The 14,552-nt window shown below is 73.3% G+C and carries 15 protein-coding genes; 7 read left to right on the plus strand and 8 right to left on the minus strand.

Features of this window, described 5'->3' with window-relative positions; translation table 11 throughout:
• Positions 1 to 136: 136 nt before the first annotated feature.
• Positions 137 to 1,051 carry a SigB/SigF/SigG family RNA polymerase sigma factor gene (locus ACFRAR_RS31580; protein WP_380702441.1) on the minus strand — a complete coding sequence of 305 codons (915 nt, stop codon included), beginning with the start codon at positions 1,049 to 1,051 and terminating at the stop codon, positions 137 to 139.
• Positions 1,052 to 1,607: 556 nt separating this feature from the next.
• On the opposite strand from ACFRAR_RS31580, the gene hcp reads away from it, so the two are divergent.
• The 3 genes from hcp to ACFRAR_RS31595 are packed head-to-tail and all read left to right on the plus strand — an operon-like array spanning position 1,608 to position 4,362.
• Positions 1,608 to 3,278, plus strand: coding sequence for a hydroxylamine reductase (gene hcp / locus ACFRAR_RS31585; RefSeq protein WP_380702443.1), 1,671 nt, complete (start codon positions 1,608 to 1,610; stop codon positions 3,276 to 3,278).
• A complete protein-coding gene (locus ACFRAR_RS31590; protein WP_380702445.1) occupies positions 3,275 to 3,607 on the plus strand; it encodes a 2Fe-2S iron-sulfur cluster-binding protein in 333 nt (110 codons plus the stop codon). Before hcp ends, ACFRAR_RS31590 begins: the two co-directional genes overlap by 4 nt.
• Entirely contained in the window at positions 3,571 to 4,362 is a 792-nt protein-coding gene (locus tag ACFRAR_RS31595; protein ID WP_380702447.1) for an FAD-binding oxidoreductase, read from the plus strand. Before ACFRAR_RS31590 ends, ACFRAR_RS31595 begins: the two co-directional genes overlap by 37 nt.
• A gap of 249 nt (positions 4,363 to 4,611) precedes the next feature.
• On the opposite strand, the gene ACFRAR_RS31600 is transcribed toward ACFRAR_RS31595, so the two are convergent.
• On the minus strand, positions 4,612 to 6,120 hold the full coding sequence (locus ACFRAR_RS31600; RefSeq protein ID WP_380702449.1) for a PTS transporter subunit EIIC: 1,509 nt from the start codon (positions 6,118 to 6,120) through the stop codon (positions 4,612 to 4,614).
• Positions 6,121 to 6,151: 31 nt separating this feature from the next.
• Entirely contained in the window at positions 6,152 to 6,748 is a 597-nt protein-coding gene (locus tag ACFRAR_RS31605) for a MarR family winged helix-turn-helix transcriptional regulator (RefSeq protein WP_380702451.1), read from the minus strand.
• 184 nt (positions 6,749 to 6,932) lie between these two features.
• Here ACFRAR_RS31605 and ACFRAR_RS31610 point away from each other — a divergent pair, with 184 nt between their 5' ends.
• The 4 genes from ACFRAR_RS31610 to ACFRAR_RS31625 all read left to right on the plus strand — a co-directional run bounded on the left by ACFRAR_RS31610 (position 6,933) and on the right by ACFRAR_RS31625 (position 10,433).
• Positions 6,933 to 8,132, plus strand: a complete 1,200-nt coding sequence (locus tag ACFRAR_RS31610; RefSeq protein ID WP_380702453.1) for a cytochrome P450 — start codon at positions 6,933 to 6,935, stop codon at positions 8,130 to 8,132.
• An 85-nt stretch (positions 8,133 to 8,217) separates the two neighbouring features.
• Entirely contained in the window at positions 8,218 to 8,415 is a 198-nt protein-coding gene (locus ACFRAR_RS31615) for a ferredoxin (RefSeq protein ID WP_380702455.1), read from the plus strand.
• A complete protein-coding gene (locus ACFRAR_RS31620; protein WP_380702457.1) occupies positions 8,412 to 9,665 on the plus strand; it encodes an NAD(P)/FAD-dependent oxidoreductase in 1,254 nt (417 codons plus the stop codon). Before ACFRAR_RS31615 ends, ACFRAR_RS31620 begins: the two co-directional genes overlap by 4 nt.
• A gap of 84 nt (positions 9,666 to 9,749) precedes the next feature.
• Positions 9,750 to 10,433: a TetR/AcrR family transcriptional regulator gene (locus ACFRAR_RS31625; protein WP_380702459.1), complete on the plus strand. Its 684-nt coding sequence runs from the start codon at positions 9,750 to 9,752 to the stop codon at positions 10,431 to 10,433.
• 211 nt (positions 10,434 to 10,644) lie between these two features.
• Here ACFRAR_RS31625 and ACFRAR_RS31630 read toward each other — a convergent pair whose 3' ends face one another.
• From ACFRAR_RS31630 to ACFRAR_RS31650, 5 genes are all read right to left on the minus strand, one after another.
• Positions 10,645 to 11,049: a DMT family transporter gene (locus ACFRAR_RS31630; RefSeq protein ID WP_380702461.1), complete on the minus strand. Its 405-nt coding sequence runs from the start codon at positions 11,047 to 11,049 to the stop codon at positions 10,645 to 10,647.
• Between the two features lie 59 nt (positions 11,050 to 11,108).
• Positions 11,109 to 11,429, minus strand: coding sequence for a DMT family transporter (locus ACFRAR_RS31635; protein ID WP_380702463.1), 321 nt, complete (start codon positions 11,427 to 11,429; stop codon positions 11,109 to 11,111).
• Positions 11,430 to 11,617: 188 nt separating this feature from the next.
• On the minus strand, positions 11,618 to 12,271 hold the full coding sequence (locus ACFRAR_RS31640; RefSeq protein ID WP_380702466.1) for a DsbA family protein: 654 nt from the start codon (positions 12,269 to 12,271) through the stop codon (positions 11,618 to 11,620).
• On the minus strand, positions 12,268 to 12,756 hold the full coding sequence (locus tag ACFRAR_RS31645; protein ID WP_380702468.1) for a nucleoside deaminase: 489 nt from the start codon (positions 12,754 to 12,756) through the stop codon (positions 12,268 to 12,270). The genes ACFRAR_RS31640 and ACFRAR_RS31645 overlap by 4 nt, the downstream gene beginning before the upstream one ends.
• Before the next feature lie 319 nt (positions 12,757 to 13,075).
• Positions 13,076 to 14,296 carry an IS701 family transposase gene (locus ACFRAR_RS31650; RefSeq protein ID WP_380702470.1) on the minus strand — a complete coding sequence of 407 codons (1,221 nt, stop codon included), beginning with the start codon at positions 14,294 to 14,296 and terminating at the stop codon, positions 13,076 to 13,078.
• Positions 14,297 to 14,552 lie beyond the last annotated feature (256 nt).

Genomic DNA, 14,552 nt, shown 5'->3' on the forward strand with positions numbered 1-14,552 from the left:
GCCTTCGGGGACACGGCGCTCCTCCTCCGGTCCGCCACGCCGACGGGCCCCCGCCGCGGTCCTCCCTCGCGCGACCGTCGGCCGCGGGGGCCGGAAGCGTCCCACCGGGGCGGGACGGTCAGCCGGGGCGGGACGGTCAGCCGGCCGCCACCGGTCCGTCGGCCCAGCCGGAGGCGTCCCGGTCCTCCAGGCGCTCGCGCAGCCAGGCGAGGGTGGCGCTGAGCAGCCGGGAGACGTGCATCTGGGAGACGCCGATGCGTTCGGCGATCCGGGACTGGGTGCAGCCGTCCCAGAACCGCAGTTTGAGGACGGTCTGCTCGCGCTCGGGCAGTTGGGCCAGCAGCGGGCGCACGGCCGTGCGGAAGTCGGCGAGGTCGATGCCCGGGTCGCAGCCGCCGAGGCGGTCGAGCAGGGCGCTGCCGCTCTCGTCGGCGTCCTGGTCGCGCAGCGCGTCCAGGGAGTTGGGGCGGTAGAGCCGGCCCGCCAGCAGGCCCTGGATGGCCTGCTCGACGGTGAGGTGCAGGTCCTCGGCGATCTCCTCGGGCTGGGGCAGCCGGCCGAGTTCCTGCTCCAGGCGGTCCGAGCCGCGGGCGACGGCCAGGTAGAGCTCCTGCATGCTGCGCGGGACCCGGACCGGCCAGGAGGTGTCGCGGAAGAACCGCTTGATCTCCCCGGTGATGGTCGGGATCGCGTAGGTGACGAACTCGACGCCGCGCCGCGGGTCGTAGCCGTCGACGGCCTTGATCAGGCCGATCGTGCCGACCTGGAGGATGTCCTCCATGTCCTCCGCGCGGTGGCGGAAGCGGGCGGCGATGAAGCGCACCAGCGGCATGTTGAGCTCGATGATCGTGCCGCGCACGTAGCTGTAGGCGTGGGTCTCCCGGGCCAGCCCGGCCAGCCGGTCGAACAGCGCGTCGCTCAGTTGCCGGGCCTCGGACTTCCCCATGGCCCGCAGTTCGGCCGCCGTGGGCCTGGGGGGCAGGTCGGTCGGCAGGGCGGTGTCGCGGCGGACGGTTTCCGGACGGATGGGCACTGGACTTCTCCTGGGCATGGGGGTGTACGCCCTGGACCCGTGCGAGCAGGAGCCCGCGCGTCGGGGGTTTCCTCCCGAGGGCCTGTGCCCGGTTTCTTCGAGCGCGGTCCCGGTGGCACCCGGCGGGGTGCCGGAGCGGCCGGACGACTCCCGGCCGCCGCATGGGTTGTTCTACCCGGCACCCGGCGTCGAACTCATGTTTCATCCGTTTTCTACGACTTTGCCCGGATTCCACGCACCCGGGGCCGGAGCGCTCGGGGCCGGGATGCTCGGGGCCGGAGCACCCGGGGCCGGGATGCTCGGGGCCGGGATGCGCGGCGAGGACGGCGACGCGGCGGCGAGGCCACGGCGATCACCACGGCGGCACCGCACACCCAGCGTGACGACCTCGACGACCTCGACGACCGCGACGGCCTCGACGGCCTCCCCACCGCCTCGCGCCGACTGGGTCTCACGACCCCGGATTGGGGCCCTCCGACCCTGACGCACCGTCAACGTCCGCCCCATCCTGGACTCCCCGGGCCCCTTCCGCGCGCCCCGGCCGAACGACACCCCCAGTCCCCGGAGGACCCGCATGTTCTGCTTCCAGTGCGAACAGACCGACCGCACCGGCGCCACCCCCGGCTGCGCCGGTCCGATCGGCAACTGCGGCAAGGATTCCCCCACGTCGGACCTCCAGGACCTGCTGATCCACGCGGTCAAGGGCATCTCCCAGTACGCCGCCAAGGCCCGCGCGCTCGGCGACCCGGACGACGAGGCGGCCGCCTTCGTCCTCTACGCCGCCTTCACCACGCTCACCAACGTCAACTTCAACCCCACCCGCTTCGCCGCGCTGATCCAGCTGGCCATGGGCGTCCGCAACCGCGCCCGGGACCGCTACGAGCGGGCCGCGCGCGCCGCCGGACAGGAGCCGGAGGCCCTCACCGGCCCGGCCGTCTGGACGCCCGGCGCGAGCCCCGCCGCGCTCGTCGGCCAGGCACCGGGCGTCCGGGTGGACATCGGACTCCCCCTGGTGGGCCCGGAGGTGGTCGGGCTCCGCTCGCTCCACCTCTACGCGCTCAAGGGCATCTGCGCGTACGCCCACCACGCCGACGTGCTCGGCCGCCGCAGCGCCGAGGTGCTCGGCGGCGTCGAGGACGCCTTCGCCTACCTGGCCGGAGATCCGACCGACCCGGCCGAACTTCTGGAACGCGCCGTCGGCCTCGGACGGCTGAACCTCGCGGTGATCGAACTGCTCGACGCCGCCAACACCGGCACCTACGGCGCCCAGCAGCCCACCGCCGTGCGCACCACCCCGGTCGCGGGCAAGGCGATCCTGGTCAGCGGCCACGACCTGCGGGACCTGGAGGCCCTGCTGGTCCAGACCCGGGACCAGGGCATCAACGTCTACACCCACGGCGAGATGCTCCCCGCCCACGCCTATCCGCTGCTCAAGGCCCACCCGCACCTGGCCGGCAACTACGGCGGCGCCTGGCAGGACCAGCAGCGGGAGTTCGCGGCCTTCCCCGGCCCGATCCTGATGACCTCCAACTGCGTCATCGAGCCGCACGTCAGTTACCGCCGCCGGATCTTCACCGCCGGGCCGGTCGGCTGGCCCGGTGTCCGGCACCTGGCCGACCACGACTTCCGCCCGCTGATCCAGGCCGCCCACGCCCTGCCCGGCTTCCCGGAGACCGCCGCCGAGGAGGAGGCCGTCACCGTCGGCTTCGGCCGCGACGCGGTGCTCGCCGTCGCCGACCAGGTGGTCGGCGCGGTCCAGCAGGGCGCCATCCGGCACTTCTTCCTGATCGGCGGCTGCGACGGGCCCACCCCCGGGCGCGACTACTACACCGACTTCGCCCTCGGCGCGCCCCGGGACAGCGTGGTGCTCACCCTCGGCTGCGCCAAGTACCGCTTCAACCGGCACGACTTCGGAGAGATCGCCGGCCTCCCCCGGCTGCTGGACCTCGGCCAGTGCAACGACACCTACTCCGCCATCCGGATCGCCGTCGCGCTGGCCGACGCCTTCGAGTGCGAGGTCAACGACCTGCCGCTCACCCTGGCGCTGTCCTGGACGGAGCAGAAGGCCGTCGCGGTGCTGCTCACCCTGCTGGCGCTGGGCATCCGCGACATCCACCTCGGTCCCTCGCTGCCCGGCTTCCTCACCCCCGCCCTGGTCGACGGGCTGGTGAAGCGCTTCGACCTGAAGCTGATCGGCGACCCGGCGGCCGACCTGGCCGCGGCGCTCGAACGGTCGGCCTCGTGAACCCGGAGGACACCCCGAGCACGGCCGGCCCGCACCCCGCCCCGGAAGACACCCCGAACGCGGCCGGCCCGCACCCGGTCGCCCTCACCACCGGCGACGGCGGCCGCCTGGAGTTCGACTGCGCCCCGGGGCTCAGCGTGCTGGAGGCCGCCGCGGCGGCCGGCGCCGCCCTGCCCGCCTCCTGCCGCCAGGGCAGCTGCGGCTCCTGCCACGCCTCCGTCACCGGCGGAGCGTACGAACTCGGCCCGCACAGCGAGCAGGCCCTGCCGCCGCGCGAGCGCGAGCACGGCGGGTGCTGCTCTGCCGCACCTTCCCCCGCGGGCCGCTGACGGCCGCGCTGCCGTACGAGCAGTCCCGCATCCTGTACGGCGGCGTCCCGGTCCGTGAGGCCACCGTCACCGCGGTGGAGCCGCTCACGCCGGAGACCGTACGGCTGGAGCTGCGTCTCGACGACCCGGACTGCCAGTTCGACCCGGGCCAGTTCATGGAGCTGCGGCTGCCCGGCAGCGAGGTGAAGCGCGCGTACTCCCTCGCCAACACCGGGAACTGGGAGGGCCGGCTGGAGTTCTACGTCCGGCTGCGGGAGGGCGGGCACTTCTCCTCGTACCTCGCCCACCGGGCCCGCCCGGGCGACCGGCTCACCGTGCACGGTCCGCAGGGCGCCTTCGGCCTGCACGAGACCGGCCTGCGCCCGCGCTGGTTCGTGGCCGGCGGCACCGGCCTGGCCCCGCTGCTCGCGATGGCCCGCCGGATGGCCGAGTGGCAGGAGCCGCAGCCCGCCCGGCTGGTCCTCGGCGTCGACGAGCCGCAGGACGTCTTCGGCCTGGACGAACTCGCCGCGGTGGCCTCCGAGTTGCCCGGCTTCCGGTACGAGGTCTGCGTCCGGAAGCCCGGCCCCGGCTGGTCCGGCCCGACCGGCACCCCGGCGGACCAGCTGGCCGGCGCCCTGCCCGAACTCGCGGACACCGCACCGGACCTGTACGTCTGCGGACCGCCGCCCATGGTCGACGCGGTCCTCCACGCCGCCACCACGGCCGGAGTCCCGCCCGAGCGGATCCACCGGGAGCGCTTCCTCGCGACATGAGCGCCGCCGGCCGCCACAGGCCGCCGTGTGCCGCCGCAGGCCGTCCTGGGCAGCCCTGGGCTTTTCTTGGCCGCCGCCGAACACCTCGGCGGCGGCCCGCGGCTGTGCCCGGCCGGATCCACTCGCTCCCCGACTCAACGACAGCACACCGGACTTGACCGCCCTTCGCTTCCCCTAGGTCCCGATTCATCCGCCTCGCGGGGACCTTGGTGGCCGACGAAGCCCCTCCCGGCTCCCTCGCGGCCCGCGCTACTCCGCGCTTCCGCCGTCGGCGGCCACCGCGTCGTACTCGGCGAGGGTCTCGCGGGTGAAGCCGAAGAAGTACGTGGCCAGGAAGCCCGCCAGGTAACCCGTCAGCAGGCCTCCGCCGTAGACGGCGGCGCTCGCGAGCAGCCCGTGCGGGCCGGCCAGCAGCGGGAAGAGGGCCCAGCCGGAGGGTCCGATGGCGGTGGAGCCGACCGCGTTGCCGAGCTGGCCGGCGACCCCGATGAAGGCGCCCCCGGCGGCGCCGCCGACGCAGGCCGTGACGAAGGGGCGCCCCAGCGGCAGGGTGACGCCGTACACCAGGGGCTCGCCGACGCCGAGCAGTCCGGCCGGGAGGGCGGAGCGGATGGTGGCCCGGATCGAGGCGTTGTGACGCAGTCGCAGGTAGACGGCCACCGCGCAGCCGACCTGGCCGGCCCCGGCCATGGCGAGGATCGGCAGCAGGACGGTGGAGCCCTGCTGCTGGATCAGGGTGGTGTGGATCGGGATCAGCGCCTGGTGGAGCCCGAGCATGACCAGCGGGAGGAAGAGGCCGCCGAGCACCAGCCCGGCGAGCAGGCCGCCGTGGGCGAGCAACCAGGTGGCGGCGTGGCCGATGGCGGTGGAGACCTCCCCGGCGACGAACATCAGGCCGAACAGGGCGGCCAGCCCGCCGAGCAGGACGGTGACCGTGGGGGTGACCAGGACGTCCAGGGCATCGGGCACCAGCCGCCGGGTCCAGCGTTCCAGGTGGACGGCCAGCAGCGCGGCACCGAGCGCCCCGATGACGCCGCCCTGTCCGGGGGTGAGGTGGTGGCCGAAGGCCTCGACCTTGGCGACCCCCGCGTAGACGATCACGCTGGCCACGGCCCCGCCGAGGACGGGTGTGCCGCCGAACTCCTTGGCCGTGTTGTAGCCGACGAAGACGGCGAGCAGGGACATGAATCCCGAGGAGACCGGTCCGAGGGCGGTGACCAGCGCCGGCGCCCAGCCGAGGTTGGCGAGGGCGCCGGCGAGGCCGGCCACGATCCCGCACCCGATCAGGGCGGGGATCAGCGGGACGAAGACATTGGCGATCCGGCGCAGCGCCAGCTTCACGGGGGTGGCGTTGCGTGCCCGGGCCCGCGCCCGGATGCGTTCGCCGCGCCCGGAGAGTTCCTCCGCGGTGGGGGCGCTCCCGGCCTCGCCCGGTGCCCCGCCACCGCCACCGCCACCGGCCCCGGCCCCAGCCCCGCCACCGCCGCGGCTGCCGACACCCGCCCCGTCCAGGAGCCGCCGCAGCTGCGCGGTGACCCCGGCGACGGCGGCGGGGCCGAGGACGATCTGGTAGGTGTCGTCCTCGACCGCGCCCAGGACCGCCGGCAGTGCCCGCAGCGCCTCGGTGTCGACCAGGGCGCGGTCCGCCAGGCCCAGCCGCAGCCGGGTCATGCAGTGGGCGACCGAGCGGATGTTGGCGGCGCCACCGACCAGCGGGAGGATCGCCTCGGCCACGGCGCGGTTCTTCTCGTCCGACATGACCGGTGACGTACCCGGGTGCTCCCGGGGCTCAACCGCCTTCGCTCGTCGCGGTACCGAGCGGGGCCGTCGCCACCGGGGTGCCGGGGCCGCCGTCCACCCGGCCCGGGAGCGGGTCGTCCTCGGAGAGCCCGGTGCGCACCCGGCGCACGTAGCGGTCGATCAGGTGGCGCAGCACGCTGACGGTGGCGGTGACGTCCGGTTCCGGGACGCCGTCCAGCACGTTGGTCAGACTGGCGAGGTTGGCCTGTTTCAGCCGGTCGAGCAGTGCCCGCCCGTCGGCCGTGATCGCGACCCGGCGGGCCCGTCGGTCCTGGGTGTCCTGGGCGCGCTCCACCAGCCGCTGGCCCTGGAGGCGGTCGATCTGCCGGGTCACGTGGGAGGACTTGACCATCAGCCGGGCGGCGAGGTCGCTCACCCGGCTGGGTCCTTCGGTCTCGACGAGCGCGCGCAGCAGGTAGACGTCCGAGCGGGCGGCCGTGATGCCGGCCGACGCCATCCGGCGCTCGTGCTCCTGTGAGCGTGTCAGCAGGTAGGCGAGGGTGGCCAGGACGTCCTCCAGTCCGTCCAGGTCCCCCGGTGCGGAGGCGGTGGTGCGGTCGTCTTCGGCATCTTCTTCGTCCGACATGGGGGAACTGTAGCGATCCGCCACGGCCGTGACAGCAACGGGGAGTCACGAAGCGATTTCGGACAGATTCGGCCGACGCCCCGCACGCCCTTCCGCCACCACGGAACGCGAGTTAGCGTGACGGTCAGTTAGTTGCTTTGGGCACGTAAATACGATCGCCCAACTCCCGGAAGGGGATCCACCGATGGCCACCGCCGAGAAGACCCCGCGCTTCACCCACCCCGCCGCCCGCGGCACCTGCCCGTTCGCCCCACCGGCCGCCTACGAGCAGGCCCGGCAGGAGGAGCCGATCAGCCGCGTCTCGCTGTGGGACGGCTCCACCAGCTGGCTGGCCACCCGCCACGAGGACATCAAGGCGGTGCTCTCCGACGCCCGCTTCAGCTCCGACTCCGCCCGGCCCGGCTTCCCCTTCGTCAGCGCGGGCGCCCGGCAGCTGAACACCGGCCGGCCCACCATCATCCGGATGGACGACCCCGAGCACTCCCACTACCGCCGGATGCTCACCGGCGAATTCATGGTCAAGAACGTCGAGGCGCTGCGCCCGCAGATCCAGCGGATCGCCGACGACCTGCTGGACCGGATGACCGACGGACGCTCCGAGGCCGACCTGGTCCACGACTTCGCCCTGCCGCTGCCGTCCCTGGTCATCTGCCTGCTGCTCGGCGTCCCCTACCAGGACCACGAGTTCTTCCAGGACTGCAGCCGCGTCCTGCTGCGCCGCGCCTCCACGGCCGAGGAGGTCTCCGCCGCCCAGGCCCAGCTGGTCGACTACCTGGTCCGGCTCACCGAGTCCAAGCGCACCCGGCCCGACGACGGCATCCTCAGCCGCCTGGTGGAGCGCGGCGAGCTGAGCACCGAGGAGATCGGCGGGATGGGGCGGCTGCTGCTGGTGGCCGGGCACGAGACCACGGCGAACATGACCGCGCTCTCCGTCCTCGCCCTGCTGCGCAACCCCGACCAGCTCGCCCACCTGCGCGAGCACCCCGAAGCCGTGCCCGGCGCGGTCGAGGAGCTGCTGCGCTACCTGACCATCGTGCACTCCGGCCTGACCCGGGTCGCCACCGAGGACGTCGACCTGGCCGGCGAGCGGATCCGGGCGGGCGAGGGCGTCATCTGCATGGTCAACACCGCCAACCGGGACGAGCGGGAGTTCCCCGGGGGAGACGAGCTCGACCTGACCCGCGACGCCCGCCGCCACCTGGCCTTCGGCTTCGGCCCCCACCAGTGCCTGGGGCAGCCGCTCGCCCGGCTGGAGCTCCAGATCGCCCTCGCCACCATCCTGCGGCGGCTGCCCGGACTGCGCCTGGCGGCGCCGTTCGAGGAGATCCGCTTCCGCGGCGAGATGCTCGTCTACGGCGTCCACGGGCTGCCGGTCGCCTGGTGACCGCGCTCCAGCGCGCCTGACCCCACCAAACCCACAGCCCTGCCGCAGAGTTGACACCGTCCAGGGCCGCCCTGAAGGGAACACCATGCTCGTCCGGATCGACCAGGAGAAGTGCTGCGGCGCCGGCCACTGCGTGCTCGCCGCCCCCGAGGTCTTCGACCAGCGCGACGAGGACGGCATCGTCGTGCTCCTCGACGCCGAACCGCCCGCCGGACTCCACCAGGCCGTCCGCGACGCCGCCGCCGTCTGCCCGGCCTCGGCGATCCTGCTGGAGCAGGCGTGACCGCTCCGCGGGACGTGGCCGTGGTCGGCGCCGGCGCGGCCGGACTGCACGCCGCCGAGGCGCTGCGCCGCGCCGGCTACGACGGCCGGCTCAGCCTGATCGGGGCCGAGCCGGAGCCGCCGTACGACCGGCCGCCGTTGTCGAAACAGCTGCTCGGCGGCGAGTGGCGGCCCCACCGACTGGCCCTGCGCGGCCCCGAGGCGCTGGCGGAGCTCCGGCTCGACCTGCGCCTCGGGGTCCGGGCCGAACGCCTGGACCGCCGGGAGCGGACCGTGGAGCTCTCCGACGGCGGGCGGGTGCGCTGCGACGCCGTCATCGTGGCCACCGGCGTCCGCCCGCGCCGGCTCCCCGGCGCCGAGGCGCCGGTACCCGGGGCGCACGTGCTGCGCACCCTCGCCGACGCCCTCGCCCTGCGCGGGGAACTGCGCTCCGGCGTACGGCTGTTGGTGGTCGGCGGCGGGCTCCTCGGCGCCGAGGCGGCGGCCACCGCCGTCGGGCTGGGCGCCGAGGTGGCCTGGCTGACCTCCACCGCCACACCGCTGGCCGCCGTCCTGGGCACCGAGACGGCCGCGCTGCTGACCGGTCTGCACCGCGCACACGGGGTGCGGCTCCACCGGGGCACGGCCGCGGCGCTGCTCGAACGCCGCGGCCGGGCCGCCGGCGTGCGACTGGCCGACGGCTCCGAACTGACGGCCGACGCCGTGCTGATGGCCGTCGGGTCCGAGCCGGCCACCGAGTGGCTGGCCGGCAGCGGCGTCCCGCTGGACGACGGCGTGGTCTGCGACGCCTACTGCGCCGCCGGCCCCGGCGTCTGGGCCGCCGGTGACGCCGCCTCCTGGCCCGACCCGCGCACCGGCCGCCACCACCGACTCGAACAGCGCACCAACGCGACCGAACAGGCGATGCACGCCGCCCGGAACCTGCTGGCCGGCCCGGACGGCGCCCGGCAGGCCTACCGGCCGGTCCCGTACCTGTGGACCGACCAGTACGGGCTGCGTGTCCAGGCCTTCGGCCGCCCCGGCGACGCGGACCGCGTCGACGTGGTCGACGGCAGCCTGGAGGAGCACCGCTTCGCCGCCGCCTGCGTCCGTGACGGCCTGGTCACCGGAGCCGTGGGCATCGCCTCCGCCCGCGCGCTGCGCGACCTCCGCACCCGGGTCGCGGCCCACGCCCCGTGGCCCCCCGTCCCCGCCCGTCAGGCGGACGCGCAGGCCGCGCGGACCGTCGCCGACCTCGCGCACGACGCTTGACCGGAGCGTCTCTCTCCGCCTCTGGACGGTAACATAGCGGAGAGAACATCTCCGGTTCAGTGGGGCAACGGAAGGCGGTACACCGTGCGGGCGGACGCGGCACGCAGCAGGCGACGGATCCTCGACGCGGCCGGTGACGTCTTCCTGACGCACGGGCTCGACGCACCGCTGGACCTGATCGTGCGCCGGGCCGGAATCGGGCCCGGCACGCTCTACCGGCGCTACCCCGACCGGGAAGCGCTCGTCCGGGACCTCACCGGCGACCTGCTCACCCGCCTGGAGGGCGTCGCCGAAGCGGCCGCCGCGGCGGACGACGACGCCTTCGCCGCCTTGCGCCGGTTCGTCCACGCGGCGGCGGACCTGCGGATGGGCGCGGTCATCCTCGTCCTGCTCGAAGGCCTCGTGGTCGACGAGGACCTCGTCCGCATCCGCACCAGGACGGCGAACACCGTCCAGGCCCTGATCGACGCCGCACACCGCTCGGGCCGGCTCCGCCACGACGTGGGCATGGGCGACCTCGTCCTGCTCTCGATCCGCCTCTCCCGTCCCCTGCCCGGCGGCCTGGCCCGCCTCGACGCCGACGGCGACCTCCTGCACCGCCATCTCGACCTGGCCCTCGACGGCCTCGACACGGCAGCGGCGCCCGCATCCGCGGCAGCCCCGGCAGCGGGTGCCCCCCTGGGCTTCGCCGACCTCGTCGCCGCCGCCGACCGCCCCGCCGTCACCGAGCGCCCCGCCTCCACCGACCGGAGGCCCGCCGGCGGGTAGCCGAGGCTTTCCGGCGCCCCACGACCCACGACCCACGACAACGGGCAGGGCCTCCTGGTCCCCCGGGCGGGATTCGAACCCACCCGGGCCGCCAAGAGGCCCTGCTGCACGTGCTCCGACTGCTCCGCGATCACCCGACCGAGACCCGGCCCGACCGGCGCACCTCGCGGAGGTGGCGGCGACGGCTTCCCGCCCTGAGAGGACGCACCCGTCAGGCGTCCACGGTCTGGTTCTCCCGCGGCGTGGCGGCCGTGACCTCCGGGGTCTTCGCCGGCCGGTCGGCGAGCTTGAGCCAGATCACTCCGGCGATGATGACGGCCAGCCACCCGGCCTGGACGGCGTTCAGGCTCTCGTCGAAGACGACGGGACCGAGCAGCGCCGCACCGACGGCCCCGATTCCGGCCCAGACGGCGTAGCCGATGCTGACCTCGATGGTCCGCAGCGCGGCGCTCAGCGCCCAGAGCGTCAGGAGGAAGAAGACGACGGCGACCAGTGACCACGTCAGGCGGGTGAAGCCGTGGCTTCCGCCGACCGCGAGCGCGTAGCCGATTTCGAAGCCGCCGGCGAGCAGGAGCATGATCCAGGAGTTGGCTGAGGTGCGGCCGGTGTCAGACATGGTGTGCGGGTCCTTTCGAAGGGGTGGGTCGGGGAAGGAGCGGGGAGGGAGCGGGATGCTCAGGCGGCGCCGCTGAGCTGGAGGCCGACGACGCCGGCGATGACGAGGGCGATGCCGACGGCCTTGCGCCAGTTCAGGCGCTGGCCGAAGAGCAGCGCGCCGAGGAGGGTGATGCCGACACCGGCGACGGAGGTCCAGATGGCGTAGCCGACACCGACGTTGAAGGTCAGGAGCGCCTTGCTGAGGAAGAAGGTCCCGAGGGCGCCGGTGATCAGGGTCACGGCGGTCCACTTACGGTTCTTGAAGCCTTCGGCCTTTCCTGCCGCGATCGCGACGGCGATCTCGAAGATGTCCGCGATCGCGAGGTAGAACCACTGCATGACATGTCCTTTTCGTTCGTTGAAGGGCAGCGCTAGGGGGGGGAGGCCCGCCGTGAATCCGCGGTACCGGAGGAGCGTGTGAGAGGAGTGGCGGCGTGCGGGCCCACCAGGACGCCGTGGGGCCGAGGGGACGCGGGCCGGGGGGACGCAGGCCGCCCGGCTCGCGATCGGCCACCGCTCGGGTCAGGTCAGCATCCGTCGATTCCGCAGGCGGCACCCTGGGTGACCGACTCGGCCTGGGCGTCGAGCACGGCCTTGCGGATCTGGGCGACGGAGGGGACGCCTTCGATGCGGTGGCGTCCACCGATGATGATCGTGGGAGCGACGGAAACGCGGTACGCCTCGGCGAGACGCAGCGCCTTCCGGTGGGCCTCGGTGTAGGTTCCGGAGGTCAGTGCCTCGGTGAACTCGGCACTGTCCAGGCCGAGTTCGGACGCGATGTCGGAGAGGACCGCCACCTGGCCGATGTCCCGGTTCTCCTGGAAGAAGGCCCGCAGGACCCGCGGGGTGTACTCGGTTCCCCTGCCGTGCTCGGCCGCGTACTGGTAGCCCTCGAAGGCCAGCCGGGTGTAGGGCTGCGGGGAGACGGTGGGCAGGGTGATGTCCACACCCATCCGCCGCGCCATCGGGTAGACCGACCGCGCCCAGATCGCCGGCAGGTACGGGTCCTCCGGCCGCAGTGTCGGGGTGGGGTGGGGCCGCAGCTCGAACGGCATCCACTCGATCTCGACGTCGAGGTCGCGGGTGGCCTCGTGCAGCGGGCCCTCGGCCAGCATGCAGAACGGACAGACGTAGTCCGACCAGACCTTGACGCCGACCTTCTCGATCGCCTCCTCGGTCATGACCGCCCCCGCTCGATGGCGAGGAACTCCTCGAACGGCGCGGTCCCCTCCGGGATCTGAAGCCATGTCACCTTGATCGGCCAGGTCTCCGGATCCTCGGCGAAGATCGAGTACGAGCTGGTGTAGTCGAAGCCGTAGCGGGCGGCCGTCTTGCGGTCGACCACGTTGACGATGTGGCCGACGTTGAAGTACAGCGAGGCCATGTAGCACAGGGCGCACGGCTCGCCGGAGGCGATCAGGGTGGACCCCGCGGTGGCGTGGAGTCCGTACTTGGCGGCGGCCTCCCGCAGTGCCGTCACCTCGGCGTGCGCGGTGGGGTCGTTGTCCTCGCGCACCCGGTTGACGCCGGTGCCGAGGATCCGGCCCGCGTTGACCACCACACCGGAGAACGGGATGCCGCCCCTGGCGACGTGCTCGCGGCTGATCCGCACCGCCTCGCGGGCGTACTCGGTCAGCTCGCTCTCTGAAAGATCGGAATAACGCATCGTCACTCCCCCGCTCAGACCGCGGCCGGGGTGCGGACGGTGGGCGCTGTGGCATCAGACATGAAGTCCCCCAGCAGTTGCTTGTATGTACATGCTTTCTTGGCCTGCAATCAGGCCGAAGCAGATAAGTAGAGCTTGCATGAACAAGCATCCTGCTGTCAATCGCTACCGCACAGGACTTCCATCGGCGCTGGCCATCGGGCACCCCGGACACGCAACCGCGCCTGTCGGCCGCCATGGTGACGGTCCGACAGGCGCGGGAACAGCGGGTCCGGCACGCGCCTCTCCCGCGTCCGGGGGGAGCGCTCGAACGGCAGGCTCAGACCGCGACGGGATAGCTCAGCTCGTCCTCCCCCGTCCACGGGACGCGAGGCACGAGCGTGGGCCTTGACGGGCCGTCACCCACCCTGCCGAGGCCGGGACGGCGGTCCTGCCGGTCGGGATCGGCCGCCAGGCGGCTGTAGGCGAAGGCGGCCGAGACCAGCGCCATGTGGTGGTGCCAGCCCGGGAACGAGCGCCCCTCGAAGTCCCGCAGGCCGAAGCCCCGTTGGAGCAGTCCGACGGTCCCACCGGTCGCCGGATGCCGTTCCGCGTACTCCAGGAGGTCGTCGACCGGCCGCCGCACCATGTTGGTGATCCACAGCCGCCCCGACTCCGTCGCACATCCGTCGGGTTGCGTGAACAGCCGGAACGGCTGGGGCCGTTGATCGGACGCGACGGCCCCCGGCACCTGCACCAGGCCGTCCCGGACGGACTCCCAGCCGGGCCTCGCGGTCAGGGGGCGGGCCGCGGGGCACCGTTCGCTCAGCACCCGCGCCATGGCGGCCGCCGGCCGCCGGGGACCGGAAGGGCCCCGTTCGAGCAGGGCCAGCGGAAAGCCGTCGGGAATCGCGACGACGAAGTCCAGCCGACGGTCGATCAGGCCGTCGACGAGCCGGCGCGCGTCCATGTAGCCGTCGAGGTCGGCGACCACCGGAACGGGCTCGCACTCCGAACGCCGCACCATCTGGTCGATCGAGTCGAGGAGCTGCCCCTCGGCCAGGGACGTGGCCGTCCTCGGGATGCGGGCCTGGTCGCGGAGTGGGCCCCGGGCCCAGGACTCGGGCAGGAAGAGGCACCAGCCCACGGGGAACTCGCCCTCCTCCGTCGACATGAAGATTCCCGTACCCATCTGGCAGTTGACGGTCCGTCCGGTCTGCGGAATGAATCGGCGGTGCACTCCGCACGTCTTCTCACCACGCTTGGGCAGGACGACGGGAGCGACCGTCCAGGCCCGGGGCCGGACGCGTTCCTCGACCCACTGGCGCAGCTGGTCACAGACCGGCTCCCACTCCCAGGGGCTCTCGTTGATGAACTGGTGCAGAGCCTGCGACGCCGTCGGGGAATCGCTGGCCACAGCGGCCAGCCGGCGGATCGACTTCTTGCCGGGCGTGCTGAGGAGGCCGTGTAGATACGCGTGCGCCCACCTGCGCTGGTCAGCTCTGCGTAAATGGCCGAAGAGCTGGTCCGTGAACTCGGCGACGGAGTCCCATTCCCTCATAGCTTCCCTCCCGTGCTGCAGCTGCGGACTTCAAACAGGTCAACCACAATAAATATGAGTACAGTCTTTTTTCGGGGGGAATGTGATTCCTGTCGCCACTTCGTCAACTCCGAGATTCAACCATGTTGCGACGTAAGTGAGTTGTGGGAAAATTGGGAGAGGCGCCGCCGGAGCGGGACGCGTCGCCGACCTCGTCGCCGGCGCACGCGAAACGGCCCGTGCGCGATGCGCACGGGCCGGGTCCGCAGGAGCGTGC

The sequence above is a fragment of the Kitasatospora sp. NPDC056651 genome (genome assembly GCF_042792155.1).
GTDB lineage: Bacteria > Actinomycetota > Actinomycetes > Streptomycetales > Streptomycetaceae > Kitasatospora.

Bases quoted from the DNA above. Each gene is read 5' to 3' on its own strand.
- ACFRAR_RS31645 (WP_380702468.1), bottom strand. From the start codon at position 12,756: ATGCGTTATTCCGATCTTTCAGAGAGCGAGCTGACCGAGTACGCCCGC.
- ACFRAR_RS31610 (WP_380702453.1), top strand. From the start codon at position 6,933: ATGGCCACCGCCGAGAAGACCCCGCGCTTCACCCACCCCGCCGCCCGC.
- ACFRAR_RS31600 (WP_380702449.1), bottom strand. From the start codon at position 6,120: ATGTCGGACGAGAAGAACCGCGCCGTGGCCGAGGCGATCCTCCCGCTG.
- hcp (WP_380702443.1), top strand. From the start codon at position 1,608: ATGTTCTGCTTCCAGTGCGAACAGACCGACCGCACCGGCGCCACCCCC.
- ACFRAR_RS31580 (WP_380702441.1), bottom strand. From the start codon at position 1,051: ATGCCCAGGAGAAGTCCAGTGCCCATCCGTCCGGAAACCGTCCGCCGC.
- ACFRAR_RS31605 (WP_380702451.1), bottom strand. From the start codon at position 6,748: ATGTCGGACGAAGAAGATGCCGAAGACGACCGCACCACCGCCTCCGCA.
- ACFRAR_RS31640 (WP_380702466.1), bottom strand. From the start codon at position 12,271: ATGACCGAGGAGGCGATCGAGAAGGTCGGCGTCAAGGTCTGGTCGGAC.
- ACFRAR_RS31635 (WP_380702463.1), bottom strand. From the start codon at position 11,429: ATGCAGTGGTTCTACCTCGCGATCGCGGACATCTTCGAGATCGCCGTC.
- ACFRAR_RS31630 (WP_380702461.1), bottom strand. From the start codon at position 11,049: ATGTCTGACACCGGCCGCACCTCAGCCAACTCCTGGATCATGCTCCTG.
- ACFRAR_RS31650 (WP_380702470.1), bottom strand. From the start codon at position 14,296: ATGAGGGAATGGGACTCCGTCGCCGAGTTCACGGACCAGCTCTTCGGC.
- ACFRAR_RS31615 (WP_380702455.1), top strand. From the start codon at position 8,218: ATGCTCGTCCGGATCGACCAGGAGAAGTGCTGCGGCGCCGGCCACTGC.